The 18,511-nt window shown below is 41.1% G+C and carries 15 protein-coding genes; 6 read left to right on the forward strand and 9 right to left on the reverse strand.

The window, feature by feature from the left end:
* Positions 1-205 precede the first annotated feature (205 nt).
* Positions 206-1,702 carry a methyl-accepting chemotaxis protein gene (locus K5Q73_RS13725; protein WP_220761392.1) on the forward strand — a complete coding sequence of 499 codons (1,497 nt, stop codon included), beginning with the start codon at positions 206-208 and terminating at the stop codon, positions 1,700-1,702.
* A 185-nt stretch (positions 1,703-1,887) separates the two neighbouring features.
* Positions 1,888-4,488 (forward strand): PAS domain S-box protein, encoded by a 2,601-nt coding sequence (locus tag K5Q73_RS13730; protein WP_220761394.1) that lies wholly within the window; start codon positions 1,888-1,890, stop codon positions 4,486-4,488.
* A gap of 83 nt (positions 4,489-4,571) precedes the next feature.
* Here the strand turns inward: K5Q73_RS13730 and K5Q73_RS13735 are convergent, their stop codons facing one another.
* The 7 genes from K5Q73_RS13735 to speA all read right to left on the reverse strand — a co-directional run bounded on the left by K5Q73_RS13735 (position 4,572) and on the right by speA (position 12,368).
* The gene (locus tag K5Q73_RS13735) at positions 4,572-5,447 is read right to left on the reverse strand and encodes a RimK/LysX family protein (RefSeq protein ID WP_220761396.1); all 876 of its coding nucleotides are present in this window, start codon (positions 5,445-5,447) and stop codon (positions 4,572-4,574) included.
* A 541-nt stretch (positions 5,448-5,988) separates the two neighbouring features.
* Positions 5,989-6,342 (reverse strand): DUF3802 family protein, encoded by a 354-nt coding sequence (locus K5Q73_RS13740; RefSeq protein ID WP_220761398.1) that lies wholly within the window; start codon positions 6,340-6,342, stop codon positions 5,989-5,991.
* Between the two features lie 422 nt (positions 6,343-6,764).
* Positions 6,765-7,340, reverse strand: coding sequence for a YceI family protein (locus K5Q73_RS13745; RefSeq protein ID WP_220761400.1), 576 nt, complete (start codon positions 7,338-7,340; stop codon positions 6,765-6,767).
* Positions 7,341-7,537: 197 nt separating this feature from the next.
* A complete protein-coding gene (gene pdxH / locus K5Q73_RS13750; protein ID WP_220761402.1) occupies positions 7,538-8,176 on the reverse strand; it encodes a pyridoxamine 5'-phosphate oxidase in 639 nt (212 codons plus the stop codon).
* Between the two features lie 141 nt (positions 8,177-8,317).
* The gene (gene speB / locus K5Q73_RS13755; RefSeq protein ID WP_220761404.1) at positions 8,318-9,247 is read right to left on the reverse strand and encodes an agmatinase; all 930 of its coding nucleotides are present in this window, start codon (positions 9,245-9,247) and stop codon (positions 8,318-8,320) included.
* A 24-nt stretch (positions 9,248-9,271) separates the two neighbouring features.
* On the reverse strand, positions 9,272-10,192 hold the full coding sequence (locus tag K5Q73_RS13760) for an adenosylmethionine decarboxylase (RefSeq protein WP_220761406.1): 921 nt from the start codon (positions 10,190-10,192) through the stop codon (positions 9,272-9,274).
* Between the two features lie 262 nt (positions 10,193-10,454).
* Complete coding sequence (gene speA / locus K5Q73_RS13765; RefSeq protein ID WP_220761408.1) at positions 10,455-12,368, reverse strand: biosynthetic arginine decarboxylase; 1,914 nt, start codon at positions 12,366-12,368, stop codon at positions 10,455-10,457.
* 623 nt (positions 12,369-12,991) lie between these two features.
* On the opposite strand from speA, the gene K5Q73_RS13770 reads away from it, so the two are divergent.
* From K5Q73_RS13770 to K5Q73_RS13785, 4 genes are all read left to right on the forward strand, one after another.
* Entirely contained in the window at positions 12,992-13,825 is an 834-nt protein-coding gene (locus K5Q73_RS13770; RefSeq protein WP_220761410.1) for a S1 RNA-binding domain-containing protein, read from the forward strand.
* A gap of 118 nt (positions 13,826-13,943) precedes the next feature.
* Entirely contained in the window at positions 13,944-14,600 is a 657-nt protein-coding gene (locus K5Q73_RS13775) for a YceH family protein (RefSeq protein WP_220761412.1), read from the forward strand.
* Positions 14,601-14,725: 125 nt separating this feature from the next.
* On the forward strand, positions 14,726-15,535 hold the full coding sequence (locus tag K5Q73_RS13780) for an ABC transporter (RefSeq protein WP_220761586.1): 810 nt from the start codon (positions 14,726-14,728) through the stop codon (positions 15,533-15,535).
* Positions 15,532-16,437, forward strand: a complete 906-nt coding sequence (locus K5Q73_RS13785; RefSeq protein WP_220761414.1) for an ABC transporter ATP-binding protein — start codon at positions 15,532-15,534, stop codon at positions 16,435-16,437. The genes K5Q73_RS13780 and K5Q73_RS13785 overlap by 4 nt, the downstream gene beginning before the upstream one ends.
* A gap of 694 nt (positions 16,438-17,131) precedes the next feature.
* Here K5Q73_RS13785 and K5Q73_RS13790 read toward each other — a convergent pair.
* Positions 17,132-17,338 (reverse strand): cold-shock protein, encoded by a 207-nt coding sequence (locus K5Q73_RS13790; protein WP_012155714.1) that lies wholly within the window; start codon positions 17,336-17,338, stop codon positions 17,132-17,134.
* Between the two features lie 302 nt (positions 17,339-17,640).
* On the reverse strand, positions 17,641-18,447 hold the full coding sequence (gene rlmA, locus K5Q73_RS13795) for a 23S rRNA (guanine(745)-N(1))-methyltransferase (protein WP_220761416.1): 807 nt from the start codon (positions 18,445-18,447) through the stop codon (positions 17,641-17,643).
* Positions 18,448-18,511: the final 64 nt, after the last annotated feature.

Here is an 18,511-nt window from a genome sequence, read left to right on the forward strand (position 1 = left end):
TAAGGCCGCGGTTTTAATAAGCCATTTTGTTAAAAATATTTTCACAAACAATAGTTACCCATCAGATATCTCGTTTTTCAATAACTTATCTCTCGCTTTAGTTAGAAACCTTTCTTGCTCTTAAGCGCTTTCAAAAAAATTACTAAGGAAACTGTAAATCCTTCCGATAAATCAGTAAGTAGTGATTATAATAAAAGAGAATATGATGAAAGAAGTTAAATTCCGCTGGGTTGATAAATACCTTATCCATATGACACTTAAAACAAAGTTTGCATTATTAGCGATAATCCCCATCTTCACCCTCTTAGGTTTATCGGCTCTGCTAAACAACCAGTACAAGCAAAATCTACTCGATAGCCAAGTCACTCAAACCAAAAAGTTCAACCAAACACTCAACCAAGCACTTGATGTTGCTTATCAACATATTTCGCCAGAAAACAAGAAGGCATTTCTAACGGCAATAAAAGGCGATCTGTCTGTCTATGAGCAGCAAAATGCTAGCCAGCAAATAACGGCTATGGCAGCTAATGGCGGCGAAACGACTATCAAGGGGGATATGATAGAAAGCGTCAGCTCTATTGGCTCGCAAGGCATCATTACCGTGTTTACCACAGAGCAAGACGCTGGCAGTCATAACGAATATGCAGCTTTTCTTGCTATCGGACTATTGATCTTGATTATCTTAATCGTCAGTTACTATATTTCGAGTTTTGTTGGCGGCGCACTTTACACCAATGTCATGGCACTAAAGAGAGCCGCAGAGGGGGACTTAACTGGTCGACTTAACTTTTTTGAAGTAAAAGATGAATTCAGTATTCTTGCCATTAGTATAGATACCCTAGTTGAGCGCCAACATAAACTTGTTAGTGAAATAACCAGTGCTAGTCTACAAATTCGCAATGTGGTTCAGTCCTTTAGAAATACGGCAGAAGAAGGCCAATCTTTAGCTATGGATCAGCGTCAGCATATCGATTCATTAGCCACTGCGATGGAACAAATGACAGCTGCGGTTTCTGAAGTGGCGCGCAATGCAGAGTTGTCTTCCGCTGAAACTCAGGAAGCTAATGCTCAAGTTGATGCAGGCTCTCGCGATATCGCCATTACAGTTGAAGCAATTGGCGGCTTATCGATAGAAATTGGTGACGCCTCTGAAGCGGTGAACAGGCTCAATGAAAATGCTGCAAAAATTGATGAAGTCGTCACCACGATTAATGCGATTTCTGAACAGACTAACCTATTAGCATTGAATGCAGCGATTGAGGCAGCACGAGCGGGTGAACAAGGTCGAGGATTTGCCGTAGTTGCTGATGAGGTTAGAACCCTTGCCGGACGAACTCAAGCTGCTACAGTTGAGATCAAAACCATGATTGAAGCACTACAATCAGGGGCGCGTAATCTTAAACAAGTTATGCATCGCACCGTAGAGAAAGCTGAAGAAGGTAAGAAGCATGTGCTAGATACGGGTAAAGACTTAGAAGGCATTGCTCATCATAGTGCGAAAGTCTTCGAGATGAGCGAGCTAATAGCAACATCAGCCGAAGAACAGTCCTCTGTCGCGAACGAGATAGCCACTAACCTTATGGACATCCGTAATCAATCCCATGATGTGGAGCAATCTGCAAATCAATCGGTAACGGGCTGTGATGAACTTCATGCAACTGCCGAACAGTTGGATAAATTGCTTATTGGTTTAAAGGTCTAATACCAATATCAAAAAAGCAGCTATTTGGCTGCTTTTTTGATTCTAAAGAAATTTCACTCACTAAAGCCCGTGTTTGTTTTACAAAAAAACAACAAGACTTATATAATTAGCTCAACAAGCCCCATTTCTTATTTAGTACGGATGCCAATGGAGGGGGAATTCATTATTTGAGTAGATAATTATACATGGCTAAACTCAATACACAGTATGCAAAATTAACCGACTGGCGCTCAAATTTACCGATGCAGTTTATGTTGGTTCAACTGATCGTCGCCGCTATTATCATTATTACCAGCGTATGGTTTCTTAAAACGATTGAAACTGAGCGTTTGATTGATAATCAAGAGTTTTTGAGTATCAATCAGGGGAAAACCATCGTCGCTAAGCTGCAGCAAAAAACCAACAAAATTGAAAACCTCGCAGTATCAATGGGTGCCTTAGGCGAGCTGTATCAACACAACCCTGAGCAGTTAAAAACCGCAATACCCGCGCTATTAGAGCAACCTGGACAACAAGAAGTCATACTAGGCGGTGGTATTTGGCCAGAACCGTTTTTATTTAACCCTAACAATGAAAAAGACAGTTACTTTTGGGCACGCAACTTTGCCAACGAGCTAATAGCAGTCAACGACTATAACGCAGCAAGTATACAGCCCTACTACCTTGAAAATTGGTATGTTCCAGCAAAGTTTTACCCTAGAGATACGACCTATTGGTCTAAGTCTTATATTGACCCTTTTACCCAAAAGGCAATGCTGACAGCATCCGTTCCTATGTGGCAACAACATGAGTTTATCGGCGTCTCCACGGTAGATGTTGCGCTATCGAGTCTAGATAATTTTTTTAACACCGCGACTCCGAGTCAAGGCGGCTATGTGTTCGCGCTTGACCAACAAAACCGTTTATTATCCTATCCGGATCTTGACAATAACGACAGCATCGATGAGCAGGCACTGTTTCAAGCATTCAGTACATTTACCCAAAAGCATCCCTCTTTTTTACCTCTTCATAAGACTATCAAGCAGATTGATACCGAGTTTATTCAGCGAGCGAATCTAAATAAGGCTTATGAAGAAACACAGCTAGCCAATGTCGTTCAAAATGTCCCAAAAAACCAACGTGCTAAGCTTGTGGCATTGATAAATCAAAATGCTAATAACAAACTCCAGCAGGTAGAACTTGTGGCAAGCCTTCAACTTGATAGCGACCCACGGCTCAAGGAGCCCGTCATTGTCACCGTGTTCTTAATGCCGGGAACTTACTGGAAGATTGTCTTAGTAACCCCTATTTCTAGCATCGCCTATAACGCTGAGTCATTAGCCAGCTCTGTTGGGATCTACTTAGTCAGTATACAAATATTTGCACTTATCCTGCTTTTCATCGTGCAAAATAAATTATTTATCACACCGATTAGCCGTATGGTTCGCGCTTTAAATGACTCAAACCCCGCAAAAATTGAGCTTGAAGCGACAACACGAAATGATGAAATTGGTATGCTCGCCAAGGCTTTTAGTTCTCGGACTCGACAGTTAGAAATTGCACTTGCTAGCTTAGATGCCACTAACCTTGCATTAGAGCAGCAATTAGATGTGCAACAACAATCTAAAAGTGAGTTAGAAGAGAAAAAAGAGCAGCTAAACTCAGTACTCAACTCTGCGCATAACTTAATTTTCATTAAGAATACCAAAGGTGAATTTACCTTAGTCAACGACCAGTTCTGCAATGTGCTGTCGCTTGAGCGTGGCAAGATTTTAGGAGTAAAGGATCACCTGATAATGCCTAAAGAAATAGCCAAGGTTAATCAGCAAAAAGATCTGATCGTGTTCAATGAACAGCTTGAACTGAGTTACGAGCAAAGTTTCCCACTTGACGGTAAACAACATATCTACCTCGTCACTAAGTTCCCTATTTTCAATGAGAAAAAACAGCTAACTTCAGTAGGTACAATTGCATTTGATATCAGTGCCAGCAAGGAGATTGAACTAAAGAAACGGGCCCAATTTGAGATCCTTAGGCAGGAAAAATCGGATAACATTCGCTTCATTGAAAAACTTGAGCTAACTAATAAACGCTTACAGAGTGAGAGTCAGCAAGCTAAGTTTGAGAATAATCGTCAACATAACTTCGAGAGAGTAAAACTTGAAAATCAAACCCTATACCCTTCTCTTGTCTCAAGTATTGTAAAACCCATATTCAGAAAACAAGACGAATTAGCGGCCAGTGCCTACAGGTTGGCAAATAACGAAATTAATGTGGCAGATTTTAACAACAAACTTGACGAACAAACTGCACGATTAAGACATCTTGAATATCTTTTTTCTGCTCAAGATTATATCGCTAAGCCTATAGACTTAGTCTCGCTGCTTGAACATATTGTCGCGTTGTTACAACCCAAATTAGTTGAAAAGAATATTGCTCTAGAAATCGATAGCGAAAACAGGCTAATTGTCGAGGGCGTCCATTGGCATTTTCTACTCATTTTCTATCGAGCTATCAGCAACACCATTACCGATGCGTTTTATCAGCAAGGTACGACTCAGAATATGAAGATCGTGCTAAGCAAAGATAATCAGCAGATAATGATGACGATATATGACAATGGAAAAGGCTTTGAGGAGGCGCAACTAGCAGAGCTGCAGAAGGCGCTTGATCACGCAGAAGTCAAAGGGACACTATCGGCACTATCGGTTTGGTTAAAGAGTGAGTTTAACGGCAAAATTAACGTGACACCTTTACCAACAGAGTCGGGATTTAATACTTTGGTAAGCTACAGCTTATCTACTTAATGACACGAAAAGACACCTTAAGCACAGCACTCAGTGTGCAGGTGTCTTTTCTAGCGAGCTATTTATTGACGTAAGCGACGCACCTAAAGCGACACATCGACAATATAGTGTCCCTGTAGCCAGTTACGGCCAATTAATAATTTATAAGACATTTTACTTCTGTCTCTTAGGTTAACCTTCACTTTATATTCTTGACCAAGCTGACCAATTTTGAGCTCAACCATATAGCGGATCTCACTTCCTTGTGCGTTTCGAATCAAAGAAGTCTCCACGATGCGAGACTTAACCACATGGGACTCGCCCTTTTCATTTTCAGTGGTAAAGTGAATCACCTTACCAACATTTTTCTCCATGTCAGGATCTTCATTTTCAATTTTAAGATCAAAAGCATGCAATGAGTTTTCTACCGCACCAGTATCGATACGGGTTTTAAACACTAACCCTGATTCTACGATACTAATCGGTGCCGTCGGACCAATTCGCTTCTTCTCAGACACATCGACTACATAACGATCTTTAAGCCAGTTTCGGCCGATTAACAACTTGTAGTCCATATGGCTACGGTCTCTAAGGTTAACTCTTACTTTACGCTCTTTGCCCTTAAAACCAACATCGAGGTCGACCATGTAGCGAGTCTCAGTCCCTTGAGAATTACTGACTGTTGAAGTCTTAACTATCTTAGCTTTTAATCGCTTTTTCTCACCAATATTATTCTCGGTTGTAAAAGAAACCATCTTGCCAATGTTATCTTTCATCTTCTTTGCGCTACCACCTTCAACTTCTATGTCATAGGCATGCAGCGAAGTATTAACTGCTCCGGTGTCGATGCGCGCAACATAAGAAAGACCAGCATGGGCCACAGACATTTTGGCGGTAGAGCCGATGACAGCTTTCTCATTTGCTGTCACAGACAAAGACGACGTCAGTAGTAATAAACACAATCCTACTTTTTTAAGCATCGTGATTCCTTAAATGGTTAATATAGACTTACTTGGCTTTATGATAGCAAGAAATAAAGCTGATTGAAGAGGTAGGCACTATTACACAGCAAAGCTGTATGAATACTGGCACTTTAGCAAAAAATACTAGGTTTATTGATTAATATTAATAAATAAACTGAAATATAAACAAGCTAAACAAGGCCGATGTACAGGTGCAATGGCAGGCATGCCATTTTCGATTAAAACTGGTGTTAAACAATCTTAAATGCCGATAAAACTGCACAGCCAACCAGACTAAGACAAAGGGAACAAATGGCAAAGACACCACTAGGGGAAAAAAGCCCCAGCCAAGATCAAACGCATTTTCACTGAACAGTCTCAGAAAAAACCAAAACACGAGTAAACAGGCATATACAAACATATGCTGTCTATTCATGGATTTTCTTATATTACTCAGCATACAGCTCTCCCACATAGATACTGCAACATTAGGCCTTTAGCCCAAGAGCAACAAGCAGATAGCGAAAGAGAACTGTAACTAAATATAAAATGCTTAAAATCATTCAGCGGTTAATCTAGCAATTTCTTGGTCGAACAAGTTCTTAATCAAACAGGAAAACTCGCAAATAAACCGAGTTTGTTCCGCGTTAGCCTTATGGCTAGCGACTCGCGCCAAGATCTCCTCAAGATCGTAAACAATTGCATCGACCTCTCGGATCACTAGGTTTCTCTGGGAGAAAGTCAGTGAAGGGTTTTGGCCACAAACCATGATGATTTGAGCAGCAAGTTGTTCTTCAAACAGCTCCATCACAGTTTCATCACAGGCGTTATGTTGCTGTGAGTTTTCAAATATTCCTAAGTGCTCAGTTAAATACTGGATCAGGTGCACATATCCGTCTTTATCGGTAACCATACTCAACTCAAAATACACAAATCTAAACACTCTGAGGGTTTTCTCTATAGTGTAAGATGCGTAACCATTTTATTATTTATGTTCTAAGCAGGATACTATCTGAGTTTCTTTCTAAATGAAATCCTCCCAATTTGAACCGCGTCACTTTTACTATGGCTCGCGCAATGCTCAACACGTTGTTCAGCCCCTAGTCGCGAAACCTGCTTCATTAAAGCATCAAAAAATCAAAGCCTGTGCCCGCTTAGGATTAGGTAAATATTATTCCCCCCTCCTCTAATATCGAGTGCTGATAGCAAGTACTCGCTACTAAGCCTATGTAATAAAAGTTAAACGCAAACCATGGTAACCACTAACAAAAAGGCCGTATCGTCGGTTTACAGACGGTACAGCCTTTTTGCAATCACGCTAAACGCGTTTTGTCACTATTGTTTTAGATTCAGCATAAAAGAGACTGGCACAGCTTTACTTATTGCAGATAATCCAGCAACTTCGCGCAGTTTTTCAACTCCTGCTGTCAGGCCAAAACTGCTAGCATTCACTATGACAGGTGCCACACTAGCAACCAGTATATGAGAATCTGAGAGCTTAGCGATACTCACAGTAAAAGCCATCTTCTGCTTGTTACCATGTAGCGCTACCTCAGCATCAATTGTAGCTACCGTTACCGAACCTATGGCTAAACTTGCAAGCAACTTAGGGTCAACTTGGGCTTTTAAAGTCAGTTGCGGATATTTATCCACTTCAAACAGTAGAGAATCCATACGTTCATCACGAATGTCGATATTTGTTGCCACGCTTGCCAAAGCAATCAAAAAATCAAACTGCCCTTTATCATTCAAGGTTCCTGCAACAGATTTAAAATGATGAACCTCAGCAATATCTCCCTTTTTAATGGATATAAAGTTTACATTTGAGCTGTCGTTTTCAACAGTCCAGGTGCCTGCTGAAGCCACCAGCGACAAAGGCAGTAATAATATGCCTATGATTATACTTTTCATTTTCACATCCTCTTGAAATTTAGTGATTCACCTTGAAAGTTAAGCTTAACCTAATTCAATCATTTTCCATTCTCAAGCGCTTATTTTTAAACCGTATTTATATAACGATTATTTATACCTATATTCACTCTTTATATTAGAATGGATTGCCAGAAGCACAAAAGCCGCAAACAATGCGGCTTTTCGAATCACTATGGTTATGGGGCTAAACGACTGTGCTCCCAGCTATCTTCGGTCTTGGTATAAATAAACCTGTCATGTAAACGATGCTCCCCTCCTTGCCAGAACTCAATACTTTTTGGCCTAACCAGATACCCCCCCCAAAATTTAGGTAAAGGCACGTCACCTTTAGAGAACTTAGCTTTCATCTCGACAAATTTACTCTCAAGCGCTTTTCTTGCACTAATAGGGCTCGATTGTTTAGACACCCAAGCGGCAATTTGGCTCTCTTTAGGGCGGCTCATAAAGTACTTAAGCACCTCAGTTTTAGACAGCGGCTCCGCAACACCAGTAACGGCAACCTGCTTATCTAAACTGTGCCAAGGGAATAGAATGCTAACCTGTGCATTATTCGCTATATGCTGAGCCTTACGACTCTCTAGATTAGTAAAAAATACAAACCCATCGTTATCAAAACGCTTGAGTAATACAATTCTTTGAAAAGGTTGCCCATTCTCATCAACTGTCGCTACCGACATTGCCGTTGGATCTTTGATGTCAGAATCACGTATGACTTCCAACCACGCATTAAACAGGTCCATAGGTTCACTAGGCACCTCTTCATTGTGTAATTCACCTAATGTGTATTCGCGTCTGATACCACTGATCTCTGACATGTTAAAATCCTTTCAAAACACATAAAAAAAGAAGCGCTCATTGAGCGCTTCTTTAATCATAACAATCTTAGCCGTTTGGCGGGAGCCTTTTAATAAACTCCCTAACTAGATATTTTCATCTAACATGTTAGCTAGGATAATTTATTTGATCTTACCGTTAGACTCAGCCCAAACATGCAACATCTCTAGGCCTAAAGTCGCACCAGCTAAAGCAGTGATCTCAGCGCTGTCGTAAGCAGGAGCCACTTCAACCACGTCCATGCCCACAATCTTCATGCCTTTTAGACCACGAATAATTTTCATCGCCTTGTCACTAGTCAGGCCGCCACAAACTGGGGTACCAGTGCCTGGTGCAAAAGCTGGGTCTAAACAGTCAATATCGAAAGTCACGTATAGTGGCATGTCGCCAACACGCTCACGAATTTGTACAACAATCTCATCTGCAGTCATTTCATTAGCTGCTGCAGCATCGATAACTTCGAAAAGATGATTAGCAGTATCATACTCGGTACGAATACCGACTTGAATTGAGTTCTCTGCAGCGATAATCCCCTCAATTGGCGCATGATAGAACATAGTGCCATGATCATACTTGCTACCTTGGCTATAAGTGTCGGTATGTGCATCAAAGTGCAATAACGCCATCTTACCGTGCTTCTTATAATGAGCACGTAACAGAGGCAAAGTCACAAAGTGATCGCCACCAAAACTTAGCATAGCTTTATCAGATTCTAAGATTTTTGTCGCGAAGTCCTCAACTCGCTGAGTAAAGTCAGCTGAATCACCACAGTTATAAACTAGGTCACCCGCATCAACGATTTTAACGTGCTCACTAAGTTTAAACTGGTAAGGCCAGCGAGTTTCTTCCCAAGCCAAGTTAACTGAAGCATTTCGAATTGCACCAGGCCCCATACGTCCGCCAGAACGACCCGTTGTAGCCATATCAAAAGGTAAGCCTAACACTACAACATCCGCATCGCCTTCTAATGGTTTGAAGTCTAACGGCTGTCTTAAGTAACCAAATGCATTTGAATAAAGCGAATAATCAGGCTTATCTGCAATAGTGGTCATAAATACTCCATAAAATGTCTAGAGTCACAATACTTCAGCGCACAGGATTTCACTGTCAGCTTGTATATAGTGATTGTAATTAAATTCATTAAGCTGATTTAACTGTAGAACACAACTCGCTAGCCTTCGATGCGAAGGAAAGTCTTGGTTGTGGATCTGCATATTCATCCCAATGATGTCCCAACTGCTGGGGTTCAATATTTTCAACAGTTCAGAGAAAATATTGAACGGATATTGCGAAAAATTCAAGTTTGTTTCAATACTCACATAAGAGCTTCGCTCTTGAGGTGTGATATGTATGGTTATAAACCTATCTTCAAACAGGCCATTGACTGAATAACCGCATGGTTTAAATAGGTGATCATCAAACTGAAACTGAGGTAATAACCACTCTAGTTGCAATAAACTGCGGATCTGTGCACTCGATTGTTTATCGCTACGCAAATACTCAGCCGCTTCACCTTTGATGTGATACATCAACAAACTCGCACCACTGTTACTATCTTGGTTTGCTTGACTACAAAATAGATAATGGTGGTGGTTATCTAAATGCCCTACTCGATATGCAATGCCAGGAATATGAGCTTTAAGTTGCTCTATATCATCCTCAAAACGGCTTGCTTGGAGATGGGATAAAAACTCACTCTTACGTTGATAACTTAAACTTGAGATACACCTTGTACCAAGCTGTTCAATCAGGTAAATCACCGCATCGACTAAGCGCGTATTGCCACATGTGATTAATAGAAGTTTATGTTCCCAAACAAATAAACTCGATTCGCTCAGCACATATGCATCGCAATGTTGATTTGAAAGTACCGATAAGATCTCCGCTCCGGCCTCTGCAAGTGCTTGCTGCCAAAAGTCGTTCGGTAAAGATCGTAATGAAACAGTACTACGACTCATGTGTAGCTCTATTTTCTTCTCCGACCCTTCAAAAAACATCTTATCGTAATTCCTTCAAATATCTGTCAGCAATAAAGCTCTCATCTAACGTAAGTAGTTTGAACGCAAAACTCGCATTAAAGTTCCTTTACAAGCTTAGATGGGATCTAAGTCAAATGCATTGGATGCTGTTGTTGGTCTATGTCAGGCTTAAAACAAAACCAGCTTCAAGCGAACTTAAAGCTGGTTATGTAGCTCGAGAGCAGTTATTGGCCTTTGTAAAAATACTTAAGCTACTAACCTCACGCGACTAGGCATCCGATTATGAGAAATCTTCTAGGTAAGTGTAACCTTTAAGACCCAACTGTAACTCTTCAAGAATGTTAGCACGCTCGTCTTCTGCGATATGCTTGTTGACTAACTCTTCATAGGTTCTCATAAATGAAACCGCATCCAAGTTAACGTATCTAAGCACGTCGGCAACCGTATCACCGGCTAATACAGACTCAACATTAGTGCGCGCATCTTCATCCAAACGCACAACTGCTGAGTTAGTGTCACCAAACAGGTTATGCATATCACCTAAAATCTCTTGATATGCACCGACTAAGAAGAAACCGATTAAATACGGGCTCTCTTGTGTCCAAGCTGGTACTGGCAACGTAGTTTCAATACCTTGACCTTCTACATACTGATCCACAGTACCGTCAGAGTCACAGGTAATGTCCAGCATAACCGCTCTGCTCTCTGGCGCTTTATCTAGTCCAGATAATGGCATCACAGGGAACACCTGATCGATACCCCATGCATCAGGTAGCGACTGGAATAATGAGAAGTTAACAAAGAACTTATCCGCTAACTTCTCGTTTAACTCATCGATAACGGGTCTGTGGAAACGGTACTTAGCACTCATGCTACCTTGTAATTCGTAGCAAACGCGTAAGTTAACCTGCTCAGCCCATGCACGTTCAGCTAACCCTAACTGACCAACGGCAAACAGTGAGTGCACTTCTGTTAAGTCACTCTGACAATCATGGTAAATCTCAATCAAGGCACGCTGATCGGCTTTACCACTAACTTCAATCCAAGACTGCCACATGTTGTGCAGTAATTGAGGTGCGTCTTCTGCTGGGGGCTGAATATCTTCAGGCTTATAAGCTTCAGTACCGATCACATCTGTTAGCAATACCGCATGATGTGCTGTCAAGTAACGGCCCGATTCAGAGATAATTCTCGGCATCGGCTGCTCATACTCTTTACACATATCGGTTAGCACACTCACGATGTTGTTAGCATACTCAGTTAAGCCGTAATTCATTGAATGGCTACTTTGGCTGCGTGTGCCATCGTAATCAACCGCTAAACCGCCACCTACGTCGAAACACTTAACGCTAGCGCCAAGCTTCATCAACTCACAGTAGAAACGGCCAGCTTCGCTTACACCCTGTCGAATATCACGAATGTTGGCGATTTGCGAACCTAAGTGGAAGTGCAACAACTCTAATGACTCAAGCATGTTTTCCTGCTTAAGTGAGTTGATCACTTGCAACACCTGAGCAGCACTCAAACCAAACTTTGACTTCTCGCCACCACTAGCCTGCCACTTGCCTTTACCTTGGAATGCCAAACGAACACGTAAGCCAAGACGCGGTGTAACGCCTAGCTCTTTAGCTTGCTCAAGCACGACTTTAAGCTCAGACATCTTCTCAAGGACGATATACACCTTGTGGCCTAGCTTCTCGCCGATTAAGGCAAGTCGGATATATTCTTTATCTTTATAACCGTTACAAATGATCACCGAGCTGGCTTTTTGTGCCATCGCGAGCACAGCCATTAGCTCAGGCTTACTGCCCGCCTCTAACCCTAGCTGCGGTACTTCTTTTGCTACTTGGCTGGCAAGGATCTCTTCAACAACTGTTTGCTGTTGGTTTACTTTAATCGGGTAAACAAGCAAGTAATCATTTTCATATTGATACTTTTTAATTGCCTGATTAAATGCCTGACAAACACTGTTTACTCTATGATGTAAAATTTGTGGGAAACGCACCAAAACCGGTAAAGCCACACCTGACTTAACCATATCTTTTGCCATTTCATTCAAACCAATTTTACAATCTGGGCGGCTTGGATCTGGTGAAACAGTCACCTCTCCATCATCGCTAATGCCGTATAGTCCTTGGCTCCAGTGATTTACGTTATAACTTGCGCGTGCATCATCAATAGACCAATTGCTCATATTTGTCCTAACCTGTCTATTTAACTTAAATAAGCTGATCGAACCTTTGTCATTTCAATCAACTTGCGATTATTTAAATCAGTAACATCCCGATTCATCTACAAAGTACAAATTGTTTGGATTAACACTCAGTAACATCGTAAGCGCTACCCACAATAAGTATTAACTATACCCAGTAAAATCGCCTGTTAAAATTAGGTCGATTCACTACTTTTACGGTTACTAATGAATGTATGCCCTTAGAGCAAAGATGTAAAATCTAATCCGTAAAAAACTATTTGTGACTTTCAATATTACCTAACCGCAGTTCGGTATTTTTCATTCAAAAAGTGTGAGCACGAACAACGCACTTTTCTCACAGAATTTTTGCGGCGCAATTAAACCTTGAGACAGGTGATAATGCAAGACTCATATGCGCATTTAGTGCTAATTTATTATCACCTTATAATAGCGCGATAACATAACGTACCATTTATGCCTCTATTCGTGATAAATGCCCTACTTTAATTACAGTATCTCCGCTCTTTAGGGTATTAGTTTCAAGAGGCTAAAGCATATTGGAATGTTTTCCACTATAATCCCAGCTGAATTTAATCGTTACTGTTTTTAAAGTAGAGAACATCATGATCCAGATAGGCAAAACCTGTAAGTTAGAAGTCGTCAAACAAGTTGATTTTGGTGTCTATTTAGACGCTAAAGAGATGGGCCAGGTACTTCTTCCTCGCAAAGCTGTACCAAAGGATTGCCATGTTGGAGATATGGTCAATGTGTTTCTCTATTTAGACTCAGAAGACATGATCATTGCAACGACTAAGCGTCCTTATGCGCAAGTCGGTCAATTTGCTTATTTAGAAGCAAAAGAAAACGGCCCATATGGCGCCTTTTTAGATTGGGGCTTAGAAAAAGACCTGTTATTACCTTTTGGTGAGCAACACAGAGAAATCGAGGTGGGTAAATCCTACTTGGTTTACATCTATACCAGCCATGTCGATGACCGTATCGTCGCGTCTGCTAAAGTCGATAAATTTCTTGACTTAACAGAGCCAAAATTCCGCAATGATGAAGAAGTTAATCTCATTATTGGTGGCTCAACCGATCTTGGCTACAAAGCCATCATCAACAATACCCATTGGGGTGTATTGTACAAAAATGAAGTTTATACTCGTTTAAGCTTCGGCCAAAAGCTTAAAGGCTTTATCAAGCGCATGAGAAGTGATGGTAAGATTGATCTTATCTTACAAAAAGGTGCAAAAGAAGAGCTTGATAAGCACTCTGTGACGATTATGATCAAGCTTAAGCAAGCCGGTGGTTTCTTACCGCTAAATGACAAAACCGATGCAGAAGTAATCTACTCACAACTATCTATGAGTAAGAAAGCGTTTAAAAAGAGTATTGGTGGCCTATATAAGAATAAGCAGATCACTATCTCACCAGATGGGATCCGTCTCGAAGATTAAGTTATTTAGCTGTAATGCTTGTAAAACAAGCAATTACCTAGCTAAAGCTTAGATACTCTCTTGCATTAAAGCATGGCTCTGTTATAACAAAGTCATGCTTTTTTATTAAGAGGTTAATATGGAACTGACTTTACACGAAGCTCGCGTCATTGGTGTTTTACTCGAAAAAGAGATCACAACCCCAGAGCAATATCCGCTTTCTTTAAACAGTTTAACCTCAGGCTGTAATCAAAAAACCAGCCGAGAACCCGTCCTAAGCCTCAGTGAATCAGAGGTACAAAATACTTTAGACGCACTCACTAAAAAGCGATTGATCTCAGAACAATCAGGCTTTGGTAGCCGAGTGGTAAAATACAAACATCGTTTCTGCAATACTGAATTTAGCGACCTACAACTTAAATCTTCCGAACTGGCTGTTATCTGCCTTTTACTGCTTCGCGGACCACAAACGCCTGGAGAGCTCAGGACTCGCAGTAATCGATTACATGATTTTCACGATGTAAGTGAAGTCGAGGCTACTCTAAACGAGCTACAAAGACGAGAAGCACCACTTGTCATGCTATTAGCTAAAGAGCCAGGTAAACGTGAAGCGCGCTATCGCCAACTATTCACTGAAGTCGATGCCAGTCAACAGCCATCTTTGCAGGCCCCCTCTAGTTATGGCACTGATAGCTTAACGGCGCAGGACACCACAGCCCTCGAAGCCAGAGTCACAACTCTTGAGCAAGAAATGGCTGAGTTAAAGGCACAGCTTGAAGAGTTGATTGGTCGCTAAGGCGCATTCACATCCATTTACAAGCTTAAGATTAACGCCTAGGCGCAATAGGTGTTAATCTGGTATTTCTATCAACTTCCAACGATTAAGGGATTAGTTTGCAAAACAGCTCCCCAAAAAATAGCATGCTTAAAAATACGCTATTACTCGCACAGTTTGAGCTAAAAAAAATGCTCTTTAACCCAAGAGGGCTAATTGCACTCATCGCATTTTCGCTCGTCTGGCTACTCATTTTGCTCTACCCTATTAGTGGTGCATCAAGCTTCTTACTCAACCCGGATTTTAGAGGGTTAATCGAAGGGATCTTCGGCCCACAAGCGGTAAACGAACTGTTTAAATGGCCTGTGGCCGAAATGGCAGTCTATTGGATTGCTGCGCTTTATATTTTCCCGCTATTTAGTATCTTTGTGTCCGCCGATCAATTTGCAACCGATAAGTCTCGGGGTACCTTCCGCTTCTACACTCTGAGAACTGGGCGAGACAGCCTGTTTTTCGGTCGCTACCTAGGGCATATGGCGCTCCAAAGTCTGCTACTCCTATTAACCGTCATCGCCACGATTGTGCTTGCCGTAAGTCGAGATGCAACGCTATTAATACCTGCCCTATTTTCAGGTCTTGTCGTTACGGTGAACCTCGTCATAGTGTTACTGCCTTATACCGCTTTGATGGCGTTATTGTCGCTTTATGCCAATTCGGCTCGTCAAGCCACTATTTACGCAATCTTAGTTTGGGCATTAATGTCGATAAGCATCGCTATCATCAACAACTATTTACCTATTATCAGCGAATTGAAGTGGATCTTACCAGGCTCTCAAATCTCCTTGATGATAAATACCCAAGGTTTAGGCAGCTTTATCTACGCTCCAGTACCGTTATTACAAGCCATTGCATTGCTGTTATTAGGCAAAATTTATATCAATAGGAGCGCATTATGAGCTTAGTGAGTTGCAAAGGCTTATCTAAGTCCTACGGCAGTAAACACGCCTTAAAACAGGTGAGCATTACTCTTGAAGCCGGTAGTCCAATCGCATTAGTTGGGCCAAATGGAGCAGGTAAAACCACGCTATTTAGTTTGCTGTGTGGATTTATTGCCCCATCATCAGGGGAAGTATCTTTACTGGGAGAAAAACCAGGCAGCCCGGCATTGCTAGGTCGAGTCGCCTCTCTCCCCCAAGATGCTGCGCTAGATCCTAATCTTGATATCATCACTCAGCTAACGCTGTTTGCCAGCTTACAAGGGTTTTCAGCTAAAGCTGCGAAAGCTGAGGGACTAAGAGTGCTTGCTCTGGTCGACTTAGCCGACAGTGCACAGCAAAAGCCGAAATCATTAAGCCATGGTATGTCTAAGCGAGTTTCCATCGCTCAGGCTCTTATCGGCTCGCCAGAGTTAGTATTACTCGATGAGCCAACTGCTGGCTTAGACCCCGCTAATGCCAAGAAGATCCGAGACTTAGTTAAGACACTTTCTGACAAAACGACCTTTATCATCAGCTCACATAATTTGGACGAACTAGAAAAGTTATGTGACCAAGTGCTCTACCTTGAGCAAGGTCAATTAAGCCAGTCTGTATCAATGAAAGAGTCGCAGCATGAAGATTACTTGACAGTCACCATGCAGCAATGTGATGCAAACGCACTGATCTCAGCGGTTATGGAGCTTGCCGATATTAGCTCAATCGATGAACGTCAAGCCAACCAATTTTTGATTAAGCATAATAGCGAAGAAACCTATGCTATCGAGATGGCTTTACTCAACTTATTTAAACAGCATAATTGGCAATATAAGGCCATATTGAAAGGTCGAACCTTAGAAGAGCAACTCTTCTCTCAGCCTTAATTTAATTGTCTGCCTAATCCTCAAAAGGCGCCGTTTAGCGCCTTTTTTATCCTCTTATAAAGGCTATTCAACGTAGAAGTAGGCTACCAAAAAAACTCAAAAATCACGTATTTTAGCGGCTCTGATCTTGTGTTAACGAGCTCCTCCCTAATTCAACTATACTCTTCACACGTAGTAAGCCACGTGGTTTTGTATGTTCCTGGCATACATAAGACATTTTCTCTACTGACCCATAGGAATATGGGAAATGCGTTCAAAGCATATGGAACGCTTAATACCTTGAAGATCAGATGCGGTGAATGTCATTAATGCACGACTATATGAATATAGAAGTTACGAGTTCACGGAGGAGAAGATAGAATAATGCAGGAACGATTATCTTGGGTAAACCAGGAGCAGTTACCAAAGAGCAATTAACAAAGAGCTATAAATGACCTTGCCTCTGAATCGCTAAACTCTCGCTAAACAAACTCTCGCTAAACAAGCAAACCTTTATACTGAATGATAAAACTAACTAAGAAATGCGGAAGTCTATTAGAAGTAATAGCTTGAAATGGTAAGACTTAATCGAAAGTCTAAGGGATTGAAAGTATCTAGGATTAGTTTTCCAAGATTAGAAACGAAAAAAGAGCCGTGGTAAACCACGGCTCTTCAAAATTCTGTGTGATTAGCTAGTGCTAATCAAGCTGGTAACTTAAACTACAGTTACGTTCTCAGCTTGTGGGCCTTTTTGACCTTGAGTAACAGTAAACTGAACTTTTTGACCTTCGTCAAGAGTTTTGAAACCGTCAGAGTTGATAGCGCGGAAGTGTACGAATACGTCTGGACCAGACTCTTGCTCGATAAATCCGAAACCTTTATCAGAGTTGAACCACTTAACAACGCCAGTAACTTGAGACATAATATTGAATCCTGTAAATATAAATTAAAGCCTTAACGGCAGTAGAGCTGGAAAATGCCGGTTTACTTAATGTTAACAGGACGAACATGTCGTATTGAACACATAAAAATAAGCCTAACCTTCAAGCTGCAACCACTATAAACCATTCTCATCATAAGTCAACACTCATTCGTATCGTTATTTTGAGTCTTTTTACTTATATTTCTGCAGCTTGCTAAATAGAACAAAAAATAATTTCTATCCGTTCAAACTTAAACCACAACAACCGCTTAAAAAACAACCACCAAGCTACAACCTTTGATTTATAAGGCTCTAAAGACTTCCACTTTAAAATCTAACTCACAGCTCAAACCTGAATTAGCCAATGCTAATTTTTGTTCTTCTGTTAATTTCCAGTTATAAGGTGTCATCTTTAAGAAGTGACCAATGTCATCAGAATCGCTAAGTGTTAACAACTGCTCAATCCGTTCCTGATGGATTAGTTCAAAGCCCTCTATCTGCGAAGCTTCTTGAGTATGCTCTTTAGGATTATCATAAATCAGCTCTTTAAGCGCAAAGTGATGTCTTGGCCCTGCGCAAACTGTAATTAAAATCCCGCCCTGTTTTATCACCCGCTTAAGTTCTACATCTAAAGACGGCGCATAGATCCGCAGCATAAAGTCGAAGCTATTATCAGGGAACGGCATATCAAAGGCACTAGCGACACTAAAAGCAATCTTAGGATAACGCTTTGCTGCATATTTAAGAGCCGATTTACTGATATCGACACCATAAAGTGCAAACTCAGGAGGCAAGCTTTCAACTAAACGGTTTGAATAGTAACCTTCCCCGCAACCAATATCTAAACCACATTTAGCATCAGCAGAATATTCATTCGCTAACAGATTTACTTTATCACTTAATACCTGGTAGTAACCTTTATTAAGAAATTCCCGTCTTGCCAGCATCATCTCTTTGTTGTCACCAGGATCGTTAGACTTCTTTTTTTGTACTGGTAACAGATTAACGTAGCCCTCTTTGGCGCAATCAAACCTATGATTGGCAGGGCAACACCAAGTTTTATCTTCTTTAGATAATGCTTGCTGACATAAAGGGCAACGGTAAATCATGTATACATCTCCAAAAGGCTACATCTAATATGTTTGTATTAGCATCTTTCTTAAAAATAGCCGG

It is taken from the genome of Shewanella sp. MBTL60-112-B2 (genome assembly GCF_019655055.1).
Taxonomy (GTDB): domain Bacteria; phylum Pseudomonadota; class Gammaproteobacteria; order Enterobacterales; family Shewanellaceae; genus Shewanella.

Bases quoted from the DNA above. Each gene is read 5' to 3' on its own strand.
- K5Q73_RS13725 (WP_220761392.1), top strand. From the start codon at position 206: ATGAAAGAAGTTAAATTCCGCTGGGTTGATAAATACCTTATCCATATG.
- pdxH (WP_220761402.1), bottom strand. From the start codon at position 8,176: ATGTCAGAGATCAGTGGTATCAGACGCGAATACACATTAGGTGAATTA.
- speA (WP_220761408.1), bottom strand. From the start codon at position 12,368: ATGAGCAATTGGTCTATTGATGATGCACGCGCAAGTTATAACGTAAAT.
- K5Q73_RS13740 (WP_220761398.1), bottom strand. From the start codon at position 6,342: ATGGTTACCGATAAAGACGGATATGTGCACCTGATCCAGTATTTAACT.
- K5Q73_RS13790 (WP_012155714.1), bottom strand. From the start codon at position 17,338: ATGTCTCAAGTTACTGGCGTTGTTAAGTGGTTCAACTCTGATAAAGGT.
- K5Q73_RS13760 (WP_220761406.1), bottom strand. From the start codon at position 10,192: ATGTTTTTTGAAGGGTCGGAGAAGAAAATAGAGCTACACATGAGTCGT.
- K5Q73_RS13770 (WP_220761410.1), top strand. From the start codon at position 12,992: ATGATCCAGATAGGCAAAACCTGTAAGTTAGAAGTCGTCAAACAAGTT.
- K5Q73_RS13780 (WP_220761586.1), top strand. From the start codon at position 14,726: ATGCTTAAAAATACGCTATTACTCGCACAGTTTGAGCTAAAAAAAATG.
- K5Q73_RS13785 (WP_220761414.1), top strand. From the start codon at position 15,532: ATGAGCTTAGTGAGTTGCAAAGGCTTATCTAAGTCCTACGGCAGTAAA.
- K5Q73_RS13730 (WP_220761394.1), top strand. From the start codon at position 1,888: ATGGCTAAACTCAATACACAGTATGCAAAATTAACCGACTGGCGCTCA.
- K5Q73_RS13775 (WP_220761412.1), top strand. From the start codon at position 13,944: ATGGAACTGACTTTACACGAAGCTCGCGTCATTGGTGTTTTACTCGAA.
- K5Q73_RS13745 (WP_220761400.1), bottom strand. From the start codon at position 7,340: ATGAAAAGTATAATCATAGGCATATTATTACTGCCTTTGTCGCTGGTG.
- rlmA (WP_220761416.1), bottom strand. From the start codon at position 18,447: ATGATTTACCGTTGCCCTTTATGTCAGCAAGCATTATCTAAAGAAGAT.
- K5Q73_RS13735 (WP_220761396.1), bottom strand. From the start codon at position 5,447: ATGCTTAAAAAAGTAGGATTGTGTTTATTACTACTGACGTCGTCTTTG.
- speB (WP_220761404.1), bottom strand. From the start codon at position 9,247: ATGACCACTATTGCAGATAAGCCTGATTATTCGCTTTATTCAAATGCA.